This is a genomic window from Acinetobacter sp. 802_lipA (genome assembly GCF_058242885.1).
In genome coordinates this window covers 2,203,826-2,223,291 of sequence record NZ_JBZAYP010000001.1, presented here as the reverse complement: position 1 = coordinate 2,223,291, position 19,466 = coordinate 2,203,826, and the positions used below count along the sequence as shown (strand labels likewise).

At 45.6% G+C, this 19,466-nt stretch carries 17 protein-coding genes and 4 pseudogenes; 5 read left to right on the top strand and 16 right to left on the bottom strand.

What is annotated here, in order from left to right; all coding sequences use genetic code 11:
• The first annotated feature begins 32 nt into the window (after positions 1-32).
• On the top strand, positions 33-2,078 hold the full coding sequence (recG, locus tag AC4CU3_RS10885; RefSeq protein ID WP_279043850.1) for an ATP-dependent DNA helicase RecG: 2,046 nt from the start codon (positions 33-35) through the stop codon (positions 2,076-2,078).
• Positions 2,065-2,712 (top strand): ComF family protein, encoded by a 648-nt coding sequence (locus AC4CU3_RS10880; RefSeq protein ID WP_010327610.1) that lies wholly within the window; start codon positions 2,065-2,067, stop codon positions 2,710-2,712. The genes recG and AC4CU3_RS10880 overlap by 14 nt, the downstream gene beginning before the upstream one ends.
• Here the strand turns inward: AC4CU3_RS10880 and AC4CU3_RS10875 are convergent, their stop codons facing one another.
• Complete coding sequence (locus AC4CU3_RS10875; protein ID WP_279043849.1) at positions 2,713-3,117, bottom strand: NUDIX hydrolase; 405 nt, start codon at positions 3,115-3,117, stop codon at positions 2,713-2,715.
• Positions 3,114-3,713, bottom strand: coding sequence for an LOG family protein (locus AC4CU3_RS10870; protein ID WP_078426687.1), 600 nt, complete (start codon positions 3,711-3,713; stop codon positions 3,114-3,116). The genes AC4CU3_RS10875 and AC4CU3_RS10870 overlap by 4 nt, the downstream gene beginning before the upstream one ends.
• Before the next feature lie 152 nt (positions 3,714-3,865).
• Here AC4CU3_RS10870 and AC4CU3_RS10865 point away from each other — a divergent pair, with 152 nt between their 5' ends.
• Positions 3,866-4,879, top strand: a complete 1,014-nt coding sequence (locus AC4CU3_RS10865; protein ID WP_004691361.1) for a CorA family divalent cation transporter — start codon at positions 3,866-3,868, stop codon at positions 4,877-4,879.
• An 81-nt stretch (positions 4,880-4,960) separates the two neighbouring features.
• On the opposite strand, the gene AC4CU3_RS10860 is transcribed toward AC4CU3_RS10865, so the two are convergent.
• From AC4CU3_RS10860 to AC4CU3_RS10835, 6 genes are all read right to left on the bottom strand, one after another.
• Complete coding sequence (locus tag AC4CU3_RS10860) at positions 4,961-5,248, bottom strand: STAS domain-containing protein (RefSeq protein WP_004691363.1); 288 nt, start codon at positions 5,246-5,248, stop codon at positions 4,961-4,963.
• An 11-nt stretch (positions 5,249-5,259) separates the two neighbouring features.
• A complete protein-coding gene (locus AC4CU3_RS10855) occupies positions 5,260-5,895 on the bottom strand; it encodes an MlaC/ttg2D family ABC transporter substrate-binding protein (RefSeq protein ID WP_125273539.1) in 636 nt (211 codons plus the stop codon).
• A 20-nt stretch (positions 5,896-5,915) separates the two neighbouring features.
• A complete protein-coding gene (gene mlaD / locus AC4CU3_RS10850) occupies positions 5,916-6,590 on the bottom strand; it encodes an outer membrane lipid asymmetry maintenance protein MlaD (protein WP_279043848.1) in 675 nt (224 codons plus the stop codon).
• Positions 6,590-7,369: a lipid asymmetry maintenance ABC transporter permease subunit MlaE gene (gene mlaE, locus AC4CU3_RS10845; RefSeq protein WP_004691368.1), complete on the bottom strand. Its 780-nt coding sequence runs from the start codon at positions 7,367-7,369 to the stop codon at positions 6,590-6,592. The genes mlaD and mlaE overlap by 1 nt, the downstream gene beginning before the upstream one ends.
• Complete coding sequence (locus AC4CU3_RS10840) at positions 7,366-8,184, bottom strand: ABC transporter ATP-binding protein (protein ID WP_004691369.1); 819 nt, start codon at positions 8,182-8,184, stop codon at positions 7,366-7,368. Before AC4CU3_RS10840 ends, mlaE begins: the two co-directional genes overlap by 4 nt.
• Before the next feature lie 399 nt (positions 8,185-8,583).
• Positions 8,584-10,506: a DEAD/DEAH box helicase gene (locus AC4CU3_RS10835; RefSeq protein ID WP_004977947.1), complete on the bottom strand. Its 1,923-nt coding sequence runs from the start codon at positions 10,504-10,506 to the stop codon at positions 8,584-8,586.
• A gap of 782 nt (positions 10,507-11,288) precedes the next feature.
• Between AC4CU3_RS10835 and AC4CU3_RS10830 the strand changes: the two are divergent.
• Positions 11,289-11,723, top strand: a pseudogene (locus tag AC4CU3_RS10830) (transposase domain-containing protein); the annotation flags it as partial.
• A 31-nt stretch (positions 11,724-11,754) separates the two neighbouring features.
• Here the strand turns inward: AC4CU3_RS10830 and AC4CU3_RS10825 are convergent.
• From AC4CU3_RS10825 to AC4CU3_RS10805, 5 genes and pseudogenes are all read right to left on the bottom strand, one after another.
• Positions 11,755-11,982, bottom strand: a pseudogene (locus AC4CU3_RS10825) (transposase domain-containing protein); the annotation flags it as partial.
• Positions 11,983-12,086: 104 nt separating this feature from the next.
• Entirely contained in the window at positions 12,087-13,748 is a 1,662-nt protein-coding gene (gene ltrA / locus AC4CU3_RS10820) for a group II intron reverse transcriptase/maturase (protein ID WP_005167203.1), read from the bottom strand.
• A 576-nt stretch (positions 13,749-14,324) separates the two neighbouring features.
• Positions 14,325-15,725: pseudogene (tnpC, locus tag AC4CU3_RS10815) on the bottom strand (IS66 family transposase); the annotation flags it as partial.
• Between the two features lie 74 nt (positions 15,726-15,799).
• Entirely contained in the window at positions 15,800-16,135 is a 336-nt protein-coding gene (tnpB, locus tag AC4CU3_RS10810) for an IS66 family insertion sequence element accessory protein TnpB (RefSeq protein ID WP_023274422.1), read from the bottom strand.
• Entirely contained in the window at positions 16,132-16,515 is a 384-nt protein-coding gene (locus tag AC4CU3_RS10805; protein WP_490738197.1) for a transposase, read from the bottom strand. Before AC4CU3_RS10805 ends, tnpB (AC4CU3_RS10810) begins: the two co-directional genes overlap by 4 nt.
• Before the next feature lie 85 nt (positions 16,516-16,600).
• On the opposite strand from AC4CU3_RS10805, the pseudogene AC4CU3_RS10800 reads away from it, so the two are divergent.
• Positions 16,601-17,041 (top strand): annotated as a pseudogene (locus AC4CU3_RS10800) (transposase); the annotation flags it as partial.
• Between the two features lie 22 nt (positions 17,042-17,063).
• Here the strand turns inward: AC4CU3_RS10800 and tnpC (AC4CU3_RS10795) are convergent.
• The 3 genes from tnpC (AC4CU3_RS10795) to tnpA form a co-directional block, all read right to left on the bottom strand.
• Positions 17,064-18,668: an IS66 family transposase gene (tnpC, locus tag AC4CU3_RS10795; protein ID WP_201952670.1), complete on the bottom strand. Its 1,605-nt coding sequence runs from the start codon at positions 18,666-18,668 to the stop codon at positions 17,064-17,066.
• Positions 18,669-18,742: 74 nt separating this feature from the next.
• Positions 18,743-19,078 (bottom strand): IS66 family insertion sequence element accessory protein TnpB, encoded by a 336-nt coding sequence (tnpB, locus tag AC4CU3_RS10790; RefSeq protein WP_043974827.1) that lies wholly within the window; start codon positions 19,076-19,078, stop codon positions 18,743-18,745.
• Positions 19,075-19,458: an IS66-like element accessory protein TnpA gene (gene tnpA, locus AC4CU3_RS10785; protein ID WP_004684363.1), complete on the bottom strand. Its 384-nt coding sequence runs from the start codon at positions 19,456-19,458 to the stop codon at positions 19,075-19,077. The genes tnpB (AC4CU3_RS10790) and tnpA overlap by 4 nt, the downstream gene beginning before the upstream one ends.
• Between the last annotated feature and the right edge of the window lie 8 nt (positions 19,459-19,466).

Below are 19,466 nucleotides of genomic sequence, written 5' to 3'. Positions count from 1 at the left end.
TAGCACCAAATCACAGACAAAGTTGAGGGGACATGGCTGCAGTCCATCAGTTGCAGGGGGTCGGAGCTGCCTCTGCTGCACTACTTGAAAAGTTGAATCTCTTCACTACAGATGATCTGCTGTTTCATCTGCCACGAGACTATGAAGATCGTAGCACGATCATCCCCATGAACCAATTGACTGTGGGGCGTAGCTATTTACTCGAAGGCACGATTCAAGGTGTAGACTTTCCGCCGGGTAAACGTAAATCGATGGCGATTGGACTGCAAGACGACTTTGGCAAAGTGACTTTACGCTTTTACCATATCTATAAAGGCTTAACGGATCGCGCAAAGGTTGGCAACCGTCTGCGTATTTTTGGTGAAGTCCGTGTGGGTGCACGTGGTCTGGAAATGTATCACCCCGAAATTCAACTCATTACAGAACATACGCCACTTCCACAAACCCAACTGACTGCGATTTACCCCAGCACAGAAGGTCTGACGCAACCTAAGTTTCGTGAATACATCAAACAGGCTTTAGCCAAGCACAGTGATGATTTACCTGAACTGCTGCCCGCAAAATTTACCAATGGCTATGCACTTAAACAGGCGTTGGATTACATCCATCATCCTCCTGTAGATGCCAATATGCTGCAACTGAGCCAAGGCTCACATCCTGCCCAGCAACGTTTGATTTTTGAAGAATTGGTTGCGCATCAGGTCAGTTTATTAAGCCGTCGTGCCTATATCCAACAGATTGAAGCACCACGTATTTCTGCCAGTCGTCAGTTTGCCAAACAACTGCTCAGCAGTCTGCCTTTTGAAATGACCAATGCACAAAAGCGCGTCTCCAAAGAAATTGTACAAGACTTAAAACTCAATAAACCGATGTTACGTTTGGTTCAAGGCGATGTCGGCGCAGGCAAAACCTTGGTCGCAGGCGTCGCAGCCTGCCATGTCTTAGAAGAAGGTTGGCAAGTAGCATTAATGGCACCGACTGAAATTTTGGCGGAACAACATTATCTCAACTTTAAAAAATGGTTTGAGCCTTTGGGACTTAGTGTGTCTTGGCTTTCAGGTAAACAAAAAGGTAAAGCCCGTGCCGCAGCCGAACAAGCCATTGTCGATGGCACAGCGCATCTAGTGGTAGGTACACACGCCCTGTTTCAAGACAATGTCCGCTTTGCCAAACTTGGATTAGTCATTATTGATGAGCAGCACCGCTTCGGGGTCGATCAGCGCTTAGCCCTACGCAATAAAGGCGCGCAGAATATGACCCCACATCAATTGGTGATGACCGCAACCCCTATTCCACGGACTTTAGCTATGTCTGCCTATGGAGACTTGGACACGTCCGTGATTGATGAACTTCCACCCGGACGAACGCCGATTCAAACTGTAACCATTCCACTTGACCGCCGAGAGGAAGTCCTACAGCGTATTGCTAGTAACTGCCTAGAAGGCAAACAAGCTTACTGGGTCTGCACCTTGGTTGAAGAGTCTGAAACCTTAGATGCTCAAGCTGCTGAAGCGACCTATTTAGAAATTAAAGAACGTTTCCCCGAACTCAACATTGGCCTTGTACATGGCAAAATGAAAGCCGACGAAAAACAAGCAGTGATGCAACAGTTTAAAGCGAATGAATTACAACTCTTGATTGCGACCACAGTGATTGAAGTGGGAGTCGATGTACCGAATGCCTCGATCATGGTGATTGAAAATGCAGAACGTTTAGGACTCTCTCAATTACACCAATTACGTGGCCGTGTTGGTCGAGGCGCCAAGGCTAGCTTTTGCGCCCTATTATATAAAAGCCCACTGTCTCAAAATGGACAAGAACGCCTACGCATCATGCGGGAAACCAATGATGGCTTTTTAATTGCCGAAAAAGATTTGGAAATTCGTGGCCCTGGTGAATTGCTCGGTACCAAACAAACGGGTGATATGGGCTTTCGTGTGGCGAAACTAGAACGCGATGATCATTTGCTCAATCAAGCCCATTTTGTCGCAGCTCAGATTTTAAAAGACTATCCACAAAATGCTGAAGCCTTACTGAAACGCTGGCTGCCTGAAGCACCACGCTATGCCTATGTTTAGTCATCTGCTACATACTGCCAAACAGTTGCTACACAGAGCACAGCCCTGTCAGTTGTGTGGCATTGTACGCGCAGATCTACATTCGGTCTGTTTGGATTGCTGGCAACAACTCCCACTGCATCCACAGACCATTGAAAAACAAGAGCTAAGTATTCATGTGGCGGGACATTATCAATATCCTTTAGATCATCTTATTCAGCAGTTCAAATACGAACAACAACTGCATTGGCAGCCTCTACTGTCAGGCATTCTTCAGCAAATTCGCTTACCGAAAGTGCAAGCAATTGTTCCTATGCCGATTTCGACTCAGCGTTTAGCGGAACGTGGCTACAACCAATCAATGATCCTCGCCAAAGACTTAGCCAAGCAGTTCAATGTTCCCATTTGGCAGCCTGTGATACGACTGCATCAACATTCGCAAAAAGGACTCAGTCGACTAGAACGCTTAGATAAAATTCATCAACAGTTTAAAATCGATTCACAGCAACGCCAGTACGTAAAACTCTACCGACGTGTTTTGATTTTGGATGATGTCGTGACCACAGGCAGCTCGATTCAGGCACTGACTTTACAGCTTGAACAATTGGGTTGTCATAAAGTCAGCGCAGCGTGTATTGCCTATGCACTTGAATAATTAGACTACGTCAATCATCAAATGTTCACGTACCCATGGCATGACCACCTCAGTGGTCAGCGGTGCAAGTGCAGTCTGCTGGTCATTCAAACTGACCCATTTCATTTCTGCAATTTCAGCCGCAATTTGTGGCGCTTGCTGAAGCTGAACATGGTAAACATAGCTGACCAATTTAAAATCAGGTTCATTGGCGGTGGCTGTTTCAAAACGACCAACAAACTGTTCAATCGTCGCATCACTTCCAATTTCCTCCCGAATCTCACGCAGCATGGTTTGCTCAGGTGCTTCATTGGGCTCAAGCTTGCCGCCCACTTGCATAAAACACACAGTGTTCTGCTTACGCACCAATAAAAGCTGCTGCTGTTCATTCACAATAATAGCCGCAGCGACCGTAATCACCTTCATGCTTTGACATCCAACAACTCAGGATCAACCATGCCCCACTTCGGTTCAGGTGCTTGGAACTGATCCATCTGCTTTAAAATGGCTTTCACCGAATCCGATACAATCAGGCTGTCGGTAAAGCGCGCATGGGTAAAGCCTTTGTCGGTGGTCATCTTTAGGAATTTAAGTAAATCATCATAAAAGCCATTTACATTTAAAAAGGCATTCGGCTTGAGGTGAATGCCGAGCTGCGCCCACGTCCATTGTTCAAAGATTTCTTCTAAAGTCCCTGCACCGCCTGGCATTGCAATAAATCCATCCGACAAGGCTGACATTTTCAGTTTCCGTTCTTGCATGTCTTTGACGACATGTAACTCGGTCAAGCCTTGATGCGCCAACTCACGATCCACCAGCACGTGTGGAATCACGCCAATCACTTGACCGCCTGCCTCTAAAGCACTGTCAGCCACAATACCCATTAAGCCCGAACGGCCACCACCATAGACCAAGGTTTTGCCTTGTTCTGCAATGGTGTGTCCAACCTGACGTGCTGTTTCGGAAAAGATTGGATCTGAACCTAATGCAGAACCACAAAAGATCGCAATTGAATTTGTCATTTTTTACTCTGATATTTAATTGTCATGCAACTTCACTAAAATGAATGGATATTTTTTAGCAATTTAACCATTCGATCAGTGTTTTTATTGCAATCCTTGTCTAAAATACACCCATCCACTTCAACCATTACTGCGCAAAGGAGAAAGACGGCATGCTTGAAGCCTTTTACGCCACAGAGCGCGGTAGCTTAGAAGACATCACCATTAATGGCGATTTCGATCTTCAGCCCGATTTGGTCTGGCTTGACCTCATTGCTCCCTCCCAAGAAGAACAACAGTGGATTTTAGATGCATATGAACAAAATTTACCTACGCTAAAATCACTCGAAGACATTTCATCTTCAGCTCGATTCTACCGTGATGACGACGGTATTTTGCATATCAGTACGTATTTTTTAACGAAAAATAAAAACTATCAAGTCGATGGTGAGCCTGAAGAAAGCAGCGGTGCCCTTGCCACGGTACAAACTGTCGCTTTCATTTTACATAAAGAACGTCTCTTTACCCTTCGCGGGGAAAAACTGGTAGCGTTCCGTGCCTTTCGTGCGCGTGCGCGCCGCAATGACTACGAAATTGACTATAAAGATCCAACGTGGATCTTACTCGGTTTACTCGAGGCGAAGCTGGACGAGCTTGCGGATATCTTAGAAGATATCCACAAGGACTTGGAAAAGTATTCCACAGAAGTGCTGAATAACCGTCACCGCGAGATGATTCTCGACTTAGATGACATGATTACCCGTCTGGCCCACTTGGAAGATATGCTTGGAAAAGCACAGCTGTGTTTGATTGACTTACGTCGTGTACTGACCTTTCTATCACGCCCGCGTGCTTTAGGCAGTCATATTTATGATGCAGACATTCGAGAGCTCAGTGAAGACGTTCGCTCACTAGTTGAGCACGATGCCTTCTTGTTCCAAAAAGTACGATTCTTACTGGATACCACCTCAGGCTTCATTAACACCGAGCAGAATGACACGATTCGTCGCTTCTCTATCTTACCCAGTATGCTCGCTCCACCAATGCTGATTGCCAGTATTTACGGCATGAACACCGACGTGTTGCCTTTTGCCAAAGGCGGCACCAGTTTTATTGTGGTTAGCCTGATCTTAATGGCGTTCCTGATTGGTCCGCTCATTTACTTCCGCTGGAAGAAATGGATTTGAGTACACGTTAAAACACTGCCTTTCCCAATAGATTTAAGAAATGCAACATATAAAAAAAGCACCTTAAGGTGCTTTTTTTATTTAAGGGATTAACTTTAAGTCATCCTGTAAATGACAGGCTTGAATCACTTTCATCATTTTTTCAGGTACAGCTTTAAAATGTAAACTATGTGCATCGGGTGTTTGACGTAACCAACGCACCAATACTGCTAATGCTAATGTACTACCATGCTCCAGTTGGGCCAAATTCACCACCACAGGATAAGACTGTGACTGAATCACCTTCAAACCTTGTTGATAGTAACTTTCAGCATTGTCATATGTAATCTGACCTGAAAGCTGCATTTCCTGATTGCTAAAGTTAATCACCTTTCACCTACTTATTTTTTCTTTTCAACCGCTGCTTCTGCATCAGGTTGGAAATTTGCAATCGCTTTATCTAGGTCGCCACCATTACGTTTAACCGTTGCCGCGAACTGATTACGGAACTGTAAACCAAGGTCGATACCCGACACATTGATATTACGGATTTTCCATTGGTTGCCTTTATCCGCCAACTGGAAAGACACTGGGATTTTTTCGCCTTTGTTATTAAAGTCGATCGTCACCACAGGGTTTTTGCTATTGGTTTCTTTATACGGACGGATGGTATATGTCTGATTGCTGAACTTGGCAAATGCAGTACCGTAGTTTTCAATCAGTGTTTCACGGAAATTATTTTCAAACTTCGCGCGTTGTGCAGCTGAACTGTATTGATTAGTTGCATAAGTCCCCATCACAATACGAGAAAACGCTTGTGAATCCACATACGGGTCTAAGTTTTGACGAACAATCGTTTTCACGGCAGCTGGGTTGTTTTGTAGCTTGGCATGATCCGCTTTTAAACGCGCAATCAAAGCATCTGCCACTTTTTTAACAAAAGCAGGTGGTGCTTCACTTGGTGCTGCAAAAGCAGTACCTGCAAACATTGTAGTTAAAATGCTAGCTGTCAGTGTTTGTTTCAATAAAGTATTCACTACAATTGGTCCTCTTCAAATCATTCAACAAATGACACGTTGGCATCTGCTATTTCAGTGGTTTCAGGTTGCTCAGTTGTTGTTGAAGCATCTTTCGATTTACCAGCACCACCCGTAATAAATTTACTAATTAAGTCTTCTAGGTCCATTGTGCCTTGGGTATTGCCAATGCTTTCACCACGTTTCACATAGTTCAAACCGCCCCCTGGAACAATTTTCAAGTACTTCTCACCTAGCAGACCATTGGTTGCCACCATAATATAAGCATCTTCATCAATGCTGGTGATGGACTTCATGTTCGCAATAAGTTGCTTTTCCATTTCTTTTTGTTGCGCAGCATCCGCAGCGGTATAGTCGCTACTGTAACGAAGCTCTTCAAGTGCATTCTTTTCAACTTCTTTGAGTTGTGCTGCATTAAAGGTCGTTAATTTACCATCCAAAGAAAAAGAAACCGTGGCTAAACGTGTCACAGGGTCTAAGCTAATTTGATCAACTTGACCAATTTTTACCCCACTCATCGTCACTTTCGCACGTGGTTTTAAACCATTTACATTATCGAAGGTTGCACTCATCTCATAGCGATCACTGAGATTTGATCCCACCAAGCCACTCACTCGCATCGCAATAAAGAACAAAGCGATACCGAACAAAATGACAAATATGCCGACTGCCAGCTCACTTGCACGTGATTTCATTAAACACCTCCAAACATGACCGCAGTCAACACAAAATCAAAACCTAAAACACAGAGCGATGAATACACCACAGTGCGTGTGGTTGATGTCGCAATACCTTCAGATGTCGGTTCACAGGCATAGCCTTGATACACCGCAATCCATGTACAAATTAAAGCAAAAACAAAACTTTTAATGATGGTGCCATTCAGGACATCTTTATAGAATTCTACGCTACTTTGAATGCCACTCCAGTAAGAGCCTTCATCTGCACCCAAGAAGTCTACACCCACCATTTTACCGCCCATAATCCCCACCGCAGCAAAGATGACAGACAGCATCGGCAAACTAAAAATACCTGCCCAAAGTCGCGGCGAAATCACACGTTTAAGTGGATCAACCCCGATCATTTCCATACTGGACAGCTGCTCTGTGGCTTTCATTAAGCCAATCTCAGCCGTTAATGCAGAACCCGCACGACCTGCAAACAGCAATGCCGCAACCACAGGTGCTAACTCACGGAGTAAGGTCAATGCAACCGCTGTACCCAGCATCGCTTCACTACCAAAGGTCACCAAGATGCTATACATCTGTAAGCCCAGTACCGCACCAATAAATAGCCCTGACACCACAATAATGAGCAGCGATAACACCCCAACACGGTACATTTGGTAAACAAATAACCGAACACCTAAAGCAGTGGGCATCGAAAATAAAATTTGTAATAACATCAGGCTGGCAACACCAATGCCGCGAACCCGTTCAATCACGCGTCGACCTAAGAGTGCTATCGCATTCATGCTTGCACCTCAGTATTTAGATATGCCTTATGGCTAAATTGATAATCGACAGGCCCTTCAACTGCACCTGTTAAAAACTGTTTAACAAATGGAGAGGCATTCGCCTGTAACTGTTCAGGCGTGCCTTCACCTTGCACCTTACCTTCAGCAACAACATAGATATAGTCTGCGATCGATAAGGTTTCAGCCACGTCATGTGAGACAATAATTGTTGTTAAATCAAGAGCTTCTCGCAATGACCGAATCAGGCGTGTGAGTACACCCTTCACAATTGGATCTTGTCCTGCAAATGGCTCATCGTACATGATCAGCTCAGGATCCAGTGCAATTGCACGTGCCAAAGCCACACGACGGTTCATCCCACCTGAGAGCTCAGAAGGCATCATCTGTTCTGCGCCACGTAAGCCGACAGATTCAAGTTTTAAAGATATAATTTCTGACAGTAAATGTTCTGGCAACTTGGTATGTGCTCTTATCGGAAAGGCCACATTTTCATACACCGACATATCGGTAAACAATGCGCCACTTTGAAAAAGCATGCCCATACGCGCACGCGCAGCGAATAACTCTTTGCGTGACATTTTCGCAATATTTTGCCCATCAAAAAGCACTTCACCTTGGTCAGGGGTCAATTGACCGCCAATTAAACGCAGTAAAGTGGTTTTACCTGTACCCGATGGTCCCATAATGCCCGTAATTTGACCCTGTCGAATTTTTAAATTGACCTGATCATAAATGACACGTTCCCCTCGCTTAAAGCTCAGATCTTTGACCTCAATGAGGGCTTGAGCAGTCAGAGGCGCTTGATTATTCATAGCTGTGCGTTTTCCTGCATTTTTTCAGCATGCATACTATAAAGGATTAAAAAACGATATGTTAGCGTATTCCGTGTCTAATTTTGTGCACGAATTGATTTCAGTTGGTTGTATTTATATTTATTTGAACGGCGAAAACAAGCTACATAAGATGAATTGCTTCATCCATAACGACTATAGACAAAGAAAAGAATATTGCAAATCAGCAAAAAGAGTCCGAGATAATGTGCCATATTGACCTCTTTCACGTCAGAGAGTGTGGCGATTGATTCAACCTCATTATTGTGCATCATTATTATCAATACAATTAAAATATGACTCAGTATACATTTTAATTTATTTTTTACAGCCGTAGAAAAAAAAACCAGTGTTTCCACTGGTTTTTTTATTCATTCAGACTTAGTCGTTAAACTTACGACGTGGGCGGTCAAAACCACCTTCAGTACGTGGACGATCTGAATTAAATTCACGCTTCGGACGGTCTTCGCCACCAAAAGTACGCTTAGGACGGTCTTCACCACCGAAAGTGCGTTTTGGACGGTCATCACCAAAAGAACGTTGTGGACGGTCGCCAAAACCACCTTCACGACGTGGCGCTGGACGATCACCAAAATCACGTTTTGGACGGTCACCAAAAGAACCTTCACGACGTGGTTTGTAGTCTACACGGTTACCGCGGTTGTCATCATTCGAGTCAAAACGTGGCTTATCGTTGAAACCGCCTTCGCGACGTGGACGATCAGAGTTGAATTCACGCTTTGGACGATCATCAAAAGAACGTTGCGGACGATCACCGAAACCGCCTTCACGACGTGGCGCTGGACGATCACCAAAATCACGTTTTGGACGGTCATCAAAAGAACGTTGCGGACGATCACCGAAACCGCCTTCACGACGTGGACGATCATTATTAAACTCACGACGTGGACGATCTTCACCACCAAATGATGGACGATCACCACGAGGTTTGTCATCGTAGCTACGACGTGGACGGTCATCACCACCTTCACGACGTTTAAAGTTAGACTCACCTTCGAAACGAGCACGACCGCCGCCATCGCGACCACCGAAACCACCGCGACCACGACCGCCGCCATCACGACCACGACCATCACGACCACGACCGCCGCCATCACGACTACCGCGTGCAGGAGGTGGAGATGGCTCAAGACCTTCAATTTCAGATACATTCAAACGTGCATCTAAGAAATCTTCTAAAGCACGGATTTTACCGCGTTCACGGTAAGTTGCTAAAGTGATTGCTTTACCAGTACGACCCGCACGACCTGTACGACCAATACGGTGTACATAGTCTTCGTTCTTCATTGGAAGACCGAAGTTGATTACGTGTGAAATGGTTGGTACGTCAAGACCACGTGCAGCAACGTCGGTTGCAACTAAAATTTTTGCACGACCTTCACGGATGCTACGTAAACGACGGTTACGCACAGTTTGTGGCATAGCACCATGAAGTGCTACAACTGATAAACCTGCTTCAGCAAGTTCTTCAGCCAACATATCGGTGTCTTCTTGAGTAGAAGCAAATACAACAGCTTGATCTACGTCTTCAGCACTTAACCAATGCGTTAGTAATTTTTTCTTGTGCTCAAAGCCATCAGTCCAGTGTAAAGTCTGAGTGATGTCAGTATTCGTAGAGTGACCAGTTTCGATTGCAATCCGTTGTGGATCATTCATCATGCGTTCAGCAAGTGTAATGATACGACCAGCAAATGTTGCAGAGAACATTAAAGTCTGTTTACGGTTTGCAGCAAGATCGCTAATTGCTTCTAAGTCTTCAGAGAAACCTAGATCTAGCATACGATCTGCTTCGTCAACAATAAGCGCATCAACTTGGTCTAATTTAATTTGACGACGGTTTACAAGGTCAAGTAAACGACCTGGTGTTGCAACAACAACTTGCGCACCTTTTAACTGTTGGATTTGCTTACCAAACGGCATACCACCCATGATCGCTGCAATACGCGCACCTTTCATGTGACGGACAAACCCAATCGCGTCTTGGCTTACTTGCTGCGCCAACTCACGAGTTGGGCAAAGAACCAAGATATTCGGTTGAGTAATTGCTTTCATACGTTCTTTGAACGGAACGAAAGTCTCTTGGGCTGCAAGTGCGTTTAACGTTGGAAGTAAGAACGCTGCAGTTTTACCTGAACCTGTTTGGCTAGATACTAAAAGGTCTTTACCTTCTAAAGCTGCAGGAATCGATTGTTCCTGTACAGGCGTAGGAGAAGTAAAACCTAAGCTTTGTAAAGCTTGTTGTAACGATTCATGTAAAGGAAAATCAGCAAAAGTTTTGCTCATAGAGTATTTCACCCGAAAAATGGGTGCTCCATTAAATATATGGTCTGATGGACATCGGCAAAAAGCGGCACAGCAATAATCGCTGAAAATATAGAATCAGCGGCGATCCGAGAACGACGATGCGTATAACGCACATTTGATTACAGCCGCAACCTGAAGGAATCGCTTAAGCGATTGGGTGGGGCGCGAAATAATGTCCTCTCTTTGGACCGGACGCGCATACACAATGATAGAAGAGAATGTTCAGGTAATGAACGAAATTTAGTGCGTGGGCGGAGTATAGCAGGATATTTTTAAAAGTCACCTCTTTTCGTGAAATTGATACAATATTTTCCTCAAAGATTGAATAAATGCAGGTTTTCACTTTAATTTTTTTGACCATCTAGAAAAATATTGAATAGTATTCTTTGCTCTTTCCTCAACTATCAGCCATATGACGCAATTAATTGTACTAGCTCTTGCTCTAATGCTGCCGTGATTTGACATGCTGACCTGTCATAAACATTAGACACAACAAGCTTAAATAGGTATCTATACACTGGTTAATTTTAACCCGCTTTATTTCTGTATAGCGTGATCTTCATTAAGAGGTAATCAGAATCTGGCACAGCCTATGTTTTACAATCTATAGAGGTTAAAGCCAGAAAGTAAATCACCACAAAGACCTTTATTTTTTTCATCCATATCAAAGAAAAAGCCCTGCATATGCAGTAATGCCAGTCAGTTAAGCAAAAAAAGTTAAAATGCTGTAAAAAGAGCGTATGTAAATACGCTCTTTTTTTATGAATTTATCTCAGAATCTAGATTTAACATTAAAACAAACCTTACCTTCACTTTCACAATTCAGTGAATTGATTGATTTAAACTGGATTGAAGATTGCTTAGACCAAACAGGTAAAGCATCAATTCGAAAAAGAAAACTGCCTGCTGAACATGTTGTTTGGCTGGTAATCGGACTTGCTCTATTTCGAAATCAACCGATTTGGTATGTGGTTCAACAATTGCAACTTGTTTTCGGTACGGCAGAATACTGTGTACCGAGTGCATCCGTACAAGCAAGACAACGCTTAGGCTTAGAACCCATGAGTGCTTTATTTTCGACATTAAGTCAGGCATGGTTTAAAGACTCACAACAACAATATAGCAACTTTCACGGTCTATGCGTTTGTGCTGTAGATGGTGTGGTTTGGTCTATGCCTCATACAGAAGAAAACTTTGTAAGCGTCCGCTGAACCCCATGTCTATTTTTTAATTTGAGTTGGATTTCCAGCGGTGTGGTAGCAATTCTTCTATTTGGGTCACTTTATGGGTCGGCAATCTTTTCAGCACATCACTTAAATAGGCATACGGATCCAGCCCATTCAGCTTTGCTGACTGGATTAAAGTCATGATGTTTGCCGCTCGCTGACCACTACGCAGCGAACCTGCAAATAACCAGTTCTTACGTCCCAACGCCCAAGGCCGCACCTGGTTGTCGGGTAGTCAGACGCAGTTACCTACGTCCAACCCCCTAAGAACCGTGCATGCGAGTTTCCCAGCACACGGCTCAAGCCTCTGCTAAGGCGCCATTCGGCACCCGGTTATACATCGTTGACATTGGCAAACTGAACACTCCTCGGACAATACAGATGGTAAATCTCAAGATTAGCAACTGCATCCGTTCCACCATGACTTAGCTTCACAATATGACGGCTGTGCCATGGTGTATCTTTGGTGACTGGTTTAAGACAGGCGCAGCAGCGACCACCTTGTTTTAGCCACACCCGATACAGCTTGGCTCGCCCCTTTGCGGAGACCAGCATTCTTTTACCCCATCGGGATTCGAAGTACTCATCCCATGCGGGGTCATGAGGGTTAGCAGCAGCCTTGATCTTGATATGTCGCACAATTGGCGTGTCCGAGGCAGACACTAATGTGTATTGTCGCTTCCGACCATCGGCGGACTGTTCATCACATGAGAACACCCATCGACGCGCTCCTTGTACTTTGAAATACCGATCTTTGACCCATCGGAGTGTCTTGCGAGGGTGGCGACGTACAGCCCATCGCCAGAGCATTTCCCACACTGCGTTGTCTACCTGGTTGAAAACCTTCTTGGCAACGACATGACTATGATAGTTGGCCCAACCCCTTAGAATCGGGTTGAGCAAACCGATCAAAGTGGCCTGTCGTGTCGCTTTGTTTGCATTGATTAATGCTCGCAGCTTGTCAAGATGAGCGCTGATGTTTGCCTTTGACGGCTTGATCAGTAGCTTGCCGTTGTACTTACGTACGTTCCAGCCAAGAAAATCGAACCCGTTCCCTATGTGCGTGATTTTGGTCTTTTCCTGAGAGAGCACGAGACCGCGCTGCGCCAGAAATTCAACCACGGCAGGACGAACTTCATTTTCGAGCCACTCTTTAGAATACCCCGTGATGATGAAATCATCCGCATACCGTACCAGTTGCAGCTTTTTGCCTGTCCATTTGGCGTTAGAGAACCTCTTCGCCAGCATCGTTTCCAGTCCGTCCAAGGTCATGTTGGCCAGCACCGGGGAGATAATACCTCCTTGCGGTGTTCCGGAAAGACTGGGAAACAGCTTGCTTTGGTAGACGTAACCGGCTTTGAGCCATTTCCGTAGAATCACCTTGTCCATTGGGAGGTTGGCGATCATCCAGTCATGGCTGATATTGTCGAAACAGCCTTGAATGTCACCCTCTAGCACCCACTCCGCACTTACTTTTCTTGACAGCACACCAAAGCACTGTGCTGCAGCATCCGCGGTTGAGCGTTGCGGTCTGAACCCATAAGAGTTCCGATCAGCGATGGTCTCCGCGATGGGTTCCAAAGCCAGCAGATGGAGCGCCTGCATGGCCCGGCATTTCATCGTGGGTATCCCGAGAGGTCTCATCTTGCCATTTTTCTTCGGAATAAGGACTCTCCGAAGCGGAAGGGGCGTGTAACCTCGCCTCTTCAACGACATCATCGCACCGGTCTTGGCCTTGGGTGTATTCCAAGTCACCTTGTCGACCCCAGCCGTGTTTTTGCCTTTGTTTTCAGACACTCGTTTGACGGCCAATGCTTTGCCACTAAACGAGTGAGTCAGCAGCCATTGCAAAGCTTTCGCCTTGTTATGCCTGCCGTCTTGTACCGCCTTCACAATACGCGCTTGCAGCCCTCTGACATGACGCTGTACAGCAATCCAATCGATGCTGTCCCACGATGTGCTGGAAGGTGCACACGCTGATACTGCTGCATTCATTTGCTCTCCCTCCATTAAAAGGGTTCTACACACTCTCTTGTGATGAGAGACCATAAGGACGTCAGCCCGCTTTCGCGTGGGGTAATGTTTCAACCTCTATCCAACCCATTACAGACTGGCATTCGCTTTTTCCTCGTTCCTTCGCCCGCATCACCATGGGCAGTTTTTGCAAACTGCTTTCCCAATGGGAGTAATACGGGATTTCCACGTTCCGCTTACTGAAGTACATCGGCTTAGGTGCCTGCTATCGACCGGGAGGCGTATGGGTCACGAATGCGTAGTCGAAAGACGCAATTCCCACCTCCATTACCGTTTTGGTTCGAGCGTATCAGCCATTTCCGCTCGTTCAACTTAACGATCGTTACGCAGATTCACATGTGTTCACCATACCGATTATCTAGCCCTTGTCCGGCTATGGCTGCCAGAAGGGTACGCCTCTCACGATTGATACCCCGCACCTTGCGGTGCCTCGTTACATTGTCGAAGGCGCTCTTTATTCAGCCTTCTAGATTCACCCGGTGACACGGGTGGTTCCCGCAGGGGGGAACAACTTCATTAAGCGACTTCGTGTCGCACTTCCACCCAATTATTGCAAATCGGTAGATTGCCATCATCCAGATAGCGGCTTAAAGCTGGCCAACGCTTCAGAGTGTAATTGATGGCCTTGGCGGTTGGAGAACTCGATGGCACCGTCAGTTGATGCTGGTTGAGCCATTCATACAGTTGTTGCATCACCGGTTGACTATGCTGTTGTCGGTATTCGCGGCGCTGTTCTGCTGTACCATCGGTCTTTCTCCTGAGTTCTGCTTCTATGGCATACAGTTTCTGAATCAGCACTAAGGCCTGTTCAGCGACCTGACTTTTCTTGGTCACATGCAGTTCATGGAATTTACGACGAGCATGCGCCATGCAGCCCACCTCAATGACTTGGCCTGATTTAAAGCGTGCTTTATAACCACTGTAATCATCACAGACCAGATGGCCCTGCCAGTCTTTCAGGAACGCTTCAGCATGCTGGCCTGCACGACTATCCTGAAAGTTATAGATCACGGCTTGAATTGGATTATATTGGGTTGTTGCATAGGCCCAGACATAACCTTTCTTCGGTTTTTTCTCATCATCACTCATCCGCATGATGGTGACCGGCGTTTCATCGGCATGGATCACCCGCTGTTGCAGCACCACCTCTTTTAAAGCATTGGCCAGAGGTTCCAGTTCTACACCGCAGCGACCTATCCAGTCAGATAAAGTTGATCTAGAAAGCTCGATTCCCGCCCGCTGATAGATCAGACGTTGACGGTACAGCGGTAAATGATCTGCGTATTTCGAGACCAACACATGGCTAAGCAGTTCAGGACTGGCAATGCCTTTATCAATCACATAGGCGGGCATCGCTTGCTGAGTCAGGGTGTCACACTGATCACAGACCCATTTGCCACGCACATGCTGTTCCTTATAGAACTGTGCCGGTCTGAAATGCAGTTTTTCACTGATATCTTCGCCGATACGACGTAACTGGCAGCCACAACTGCATTGGGTTGATGCAGGTTCATGCTCAATACGGATGGTGTGTAGATGATCTGGCAGTGGTCGACGTTTAGGTTTATTGGTTTTGGCTTTCTGTGTCGCTGCATTGGTTTTATCTGCATTTAGCCGTTCCAGTTCCAGATCAACAGCGGCAATATCTTCTTCGACCGCTTCATCCCATAGATGGATTTGTTTTGCAGTGAGATGTTCGTTTTTACTGCCGAATTTGTGCTGTTTAAATAGTGCGAGTTCATGCTCGTATTTTTGATTGAGAATAGAAAGATGTTGAACTTTAGAATCTAATTGCTGATTGGTGACTTCAAGATGTTGAACTCTGGCATCTAATTGCTGGTTTGATTGTGCTAGAGACTGATGCTGCATCGCCAACTGTCTGGTGAATTCCAGCAGTTGTTCATGGGTCAGTTGGCTTAAGTCAGGCAGCGTATTCATGACCGCAGTATGCCTGAGGTCATGAAGAGAATGAAATAGAACGTTTGGAGAATAGCAGAATGGACCAAGCTAGTTTAGAGCATTGTGACCACTTGCTGTCGTCCAATGCGCTGCCAAGGCAAACCCTGGATCAGTGCCTGTAACTGTTCTGGGCTGAGGGCTACGCTTTCACCCTGGTGAACTTTAGCCCAGTGAAATTTACCCTGTTCCAAACGCCGGGCACACAGCCAGATGCCCAGTCCATCATGTACCAACACTTTCATACGATGACCACGTTTATTACAGAACAGGTAAGCACAGTGCGGTTTGATGTAGCCAAAGGCTCTCACCACCTGAGCCATGACAGTATCCATTCCTGCTCGCATATCCATGGGCTGGGTAGACAACCAGATTTCATCGATACGGATCATGTTGTAAGTGCCTTGAGTAATTCTGCTAAAGCAGATATTTCTGATACTTGCCATTTCAAGCCAATTTCTGCTTTTGAGTGGGGTAAAGTAATTTGAACCGTTAACATGCCAGTAGGGATAGGATCTAATGGTGCGGAGCAAGATAAGGCAATAAATGTAGGTTTATTCGGTAGGGGTGAGCGATCATTCCCTGGCTTAGCATCAATTAAGCGAATCCATTTGGATACAAGATGTGTATTCAATCCATGTTGCAAAGCGACCGAAGCAATTGAAACCTCCGATGCTTTACACGCCTGAACGATCTGCTGTTTAAATTCAGCACTATATGTTCTTCGTTTTATCGTAAGAGATACGATGGATGTCTGATTATTTGTAGTCATAAATTTAAGTTCCCACTTGTTTTTAAGTGAGGACTAAATTAAGGCTTATAGGACGAATTCATAAGGTGTGTTTAGCGGACGCTTACAAAACTTTAAGCACTTTGGTTCATCCAAAGGCAAAACAGCAGCTGCACCTTACCCACAAGTTAGAGCGACTTGCCTGGTGAATACCAATACCCATGAAATGATTGATGCCCAAATGGGCAGTATGGATCAAGGTGAATTAACCTTAGCCAGTCAATTAAAAGCACCAGTTCGCAGTATTACCCTATTTGATCGTGCTTACTTCTCTGCTGATTTTTTAGTGAGCTGGCAATCTCAGGCAGAAGAGAGTCATTGGTTGATGCGAGCAAAGGACAACCTGCGTTATGAAGTGATTCATCATAATGCGGCCCATGACTTTCAGATCAAAATGCCTGTTTCAGCAAGAGCAAAAAAGATAAATCCGTCATTGGGTGACTATTGGGAAGCACGTTTAATTGAAGTTGAATATGCAGGAAAAACAAGACGTTACATTGTAAGCGTCCGCTGAACCCCATGCCTATTTTTTAATTTGAGTTGGATTTCCAGCGATGTGGTAGTAATTCTTCTATTTGGGTCGCTTTATGCGTCGGCAGCCTTTTCAGCACATCACTGAGATAGGCATACGGATCCAACCCATTCAGCTTTGCTGACTGGATTAAAGTCATGATATTTGCCGCTCGCTGTCCACTGCGCAGCGAACCTGCAAACAACCAGTTCTTACGGCCCAATGCCCAGGGACGCATTGAGTTCTCTGCCCAGTTATTGTCAATGGGTAGATTGCCATCATCCAGATAGCGGCTTAAGGCTGGCCAACGCTTCAGACTGTAATTGATGGCCTTGGCGGTGGGAGAACTCGATGGCACCGTCAGATAATGTTGGTTGAGCCATTCACACAGTTGTTGCATCACCGGTTGGCTGTGCTGTTGTCGGTATTCGCGGCGGTGTTCTGCTGTACCATCGGTCTTTTTCCTGAGTTCTGCTTCTATCGCATACAGTTTCTGAATCATCAGTAATGCCTGTTCAGCGATCTGACTTTTCCCGGTCACATGTAGCTCATGGAATTTACGACGTGCATGCGCCATGCAGCCCACCTCTATGACATCGCCTGATTTAAAGCGTGCTTTATAACCACTGTAATCATCACAGACCAGATGGCCCTGCCAGCCATTCAGGAACTCTTCTGCATGCTGACCTGAACGGCTATCCTGAAAGTCATAGATCACCGCTTGAACTGGATTGTACTGTGTAGTGGCATAGGCCCAGACATAACCTTTCTTCGGTTTTTTCTCATCATCACCCATCCGCATGATGGTGACCGGCGTTTCATCGGCATGGATCACCCGCTGTTGCAGCACCACCTGTTTTAAGGCATTGGCCAGAGGTTCCAGTTCCACACCGCAGCGACCTATCCAGTCAGATAACGTTGATCTAGAAAGCTCGATTCCCGCCCGCTGATAGATCAGACGTTGACGGTACAGCGGTAAATGATCGGCATACTTCGATACCAGCACATGGCTGAGCAGTTCAGGTGAAGCAATGCCTTTATCAATCACATAGGCAGGCATCGCTTGCTGAGTCAGGGTGTCACACTGATCACAGACCCATTTGCCACGCACATGCTGTTCCTTATAGAACTGTGCCGGTCTGAAATGTAGTTTTTCACTGATATCTTCGCCGATACGACGCAAGGTGCAGCCACAAGCACATTGGGTTGATGTTGGTTCATGCTCGATACGGATGGTGTGTAGATGATCGGGCAGCAGTCGACGTTTAGGTTTGTTGACTGTGGCTTTGTGTGTCGCTGCATCAGTTTTATCTGCATTCAGCCGTTCCAGTTCCAGATCAACAGCGGCAATATCTTCTTCGACCGCTTCATCCCACAGATGGATTTGTTTTGCGGTGAGATGTTCGTTTTTACTGCCAAATTTGTGCTGTTTAAATAGTGCGAGCTCATGCTCGTATTTTTGCGTGAGAATGGAAAGATGTTGAACTTTGGCATCCAATTGCTGGTTTGATTTTTCTAATTCTTGATTTGATTGTGCCAGAGACTGATGCTGCATCGCCAACTGCCGGGTAAATTCCAGCAGTTGTTCATGGGTCAGTTGGCTTAAATCAGGCAGCATTTTCATGACCGCAGTATGCCTGAGGTCATGACGCAGAGGAAATAGAACGTTTGGAGAATAGCAGAATGTAGCAGCCTAGTTTAGAGCATTGTTACCACTTGCTGTCGTCCAATGCGCTGCCAAGGCAAACCCTGAATTAGTGCCTGTAACTGTTCTGGACTGAGAGCTACGTTTTCACCCTGGTGAACTTTAGCCCAGTGGAATTTTCCCTGTTCCAACCGCCGGGCACACAGCCAGATGCCCAGTCCATCATGTACCAGCACTTTCATGCGATGGCCACGTTTATTACAGAACAGGTAAGCACAATGCGGTTTGATGTAGCCAAAGGCTCTCACCACCTGAGCCATGGCCGTATCCATACCTGCACGCATGTCCATGGGCTGAGTAGACAACCAGATTTCATCGATACGGATCATGTTGTAAGTGCCTTGAGTAATTCTGCTAAAGCAGATATTTCTGATACTTGCCATTTCAAGCCAATTTCTGCTTTTGAGTGGGGTAAAGTAATTTGAACCGTTAACATGCCAGTAGGGATAGGATCTAATGGTGCGGAGCAAGATAAGGTAATAAATGCAGGTTTATTCGGTAGTAGTGAGCGATCATTCCCTGGCTTAGCATCAATTAAGCGAATCCATTTGGATACAAGATTTGTATTCAATCCATGTTGCAAAGCGACCGAAGCAATTGAAACCTCCGATGCTTTACACGCCTGAACGATCTGCTGTTTAAATTCAGCACTATATGTTCTTCGTTTTATCGTAAGAGATGCGATGGATGTCTGGTTATTTGTAGTCATAAATTTAA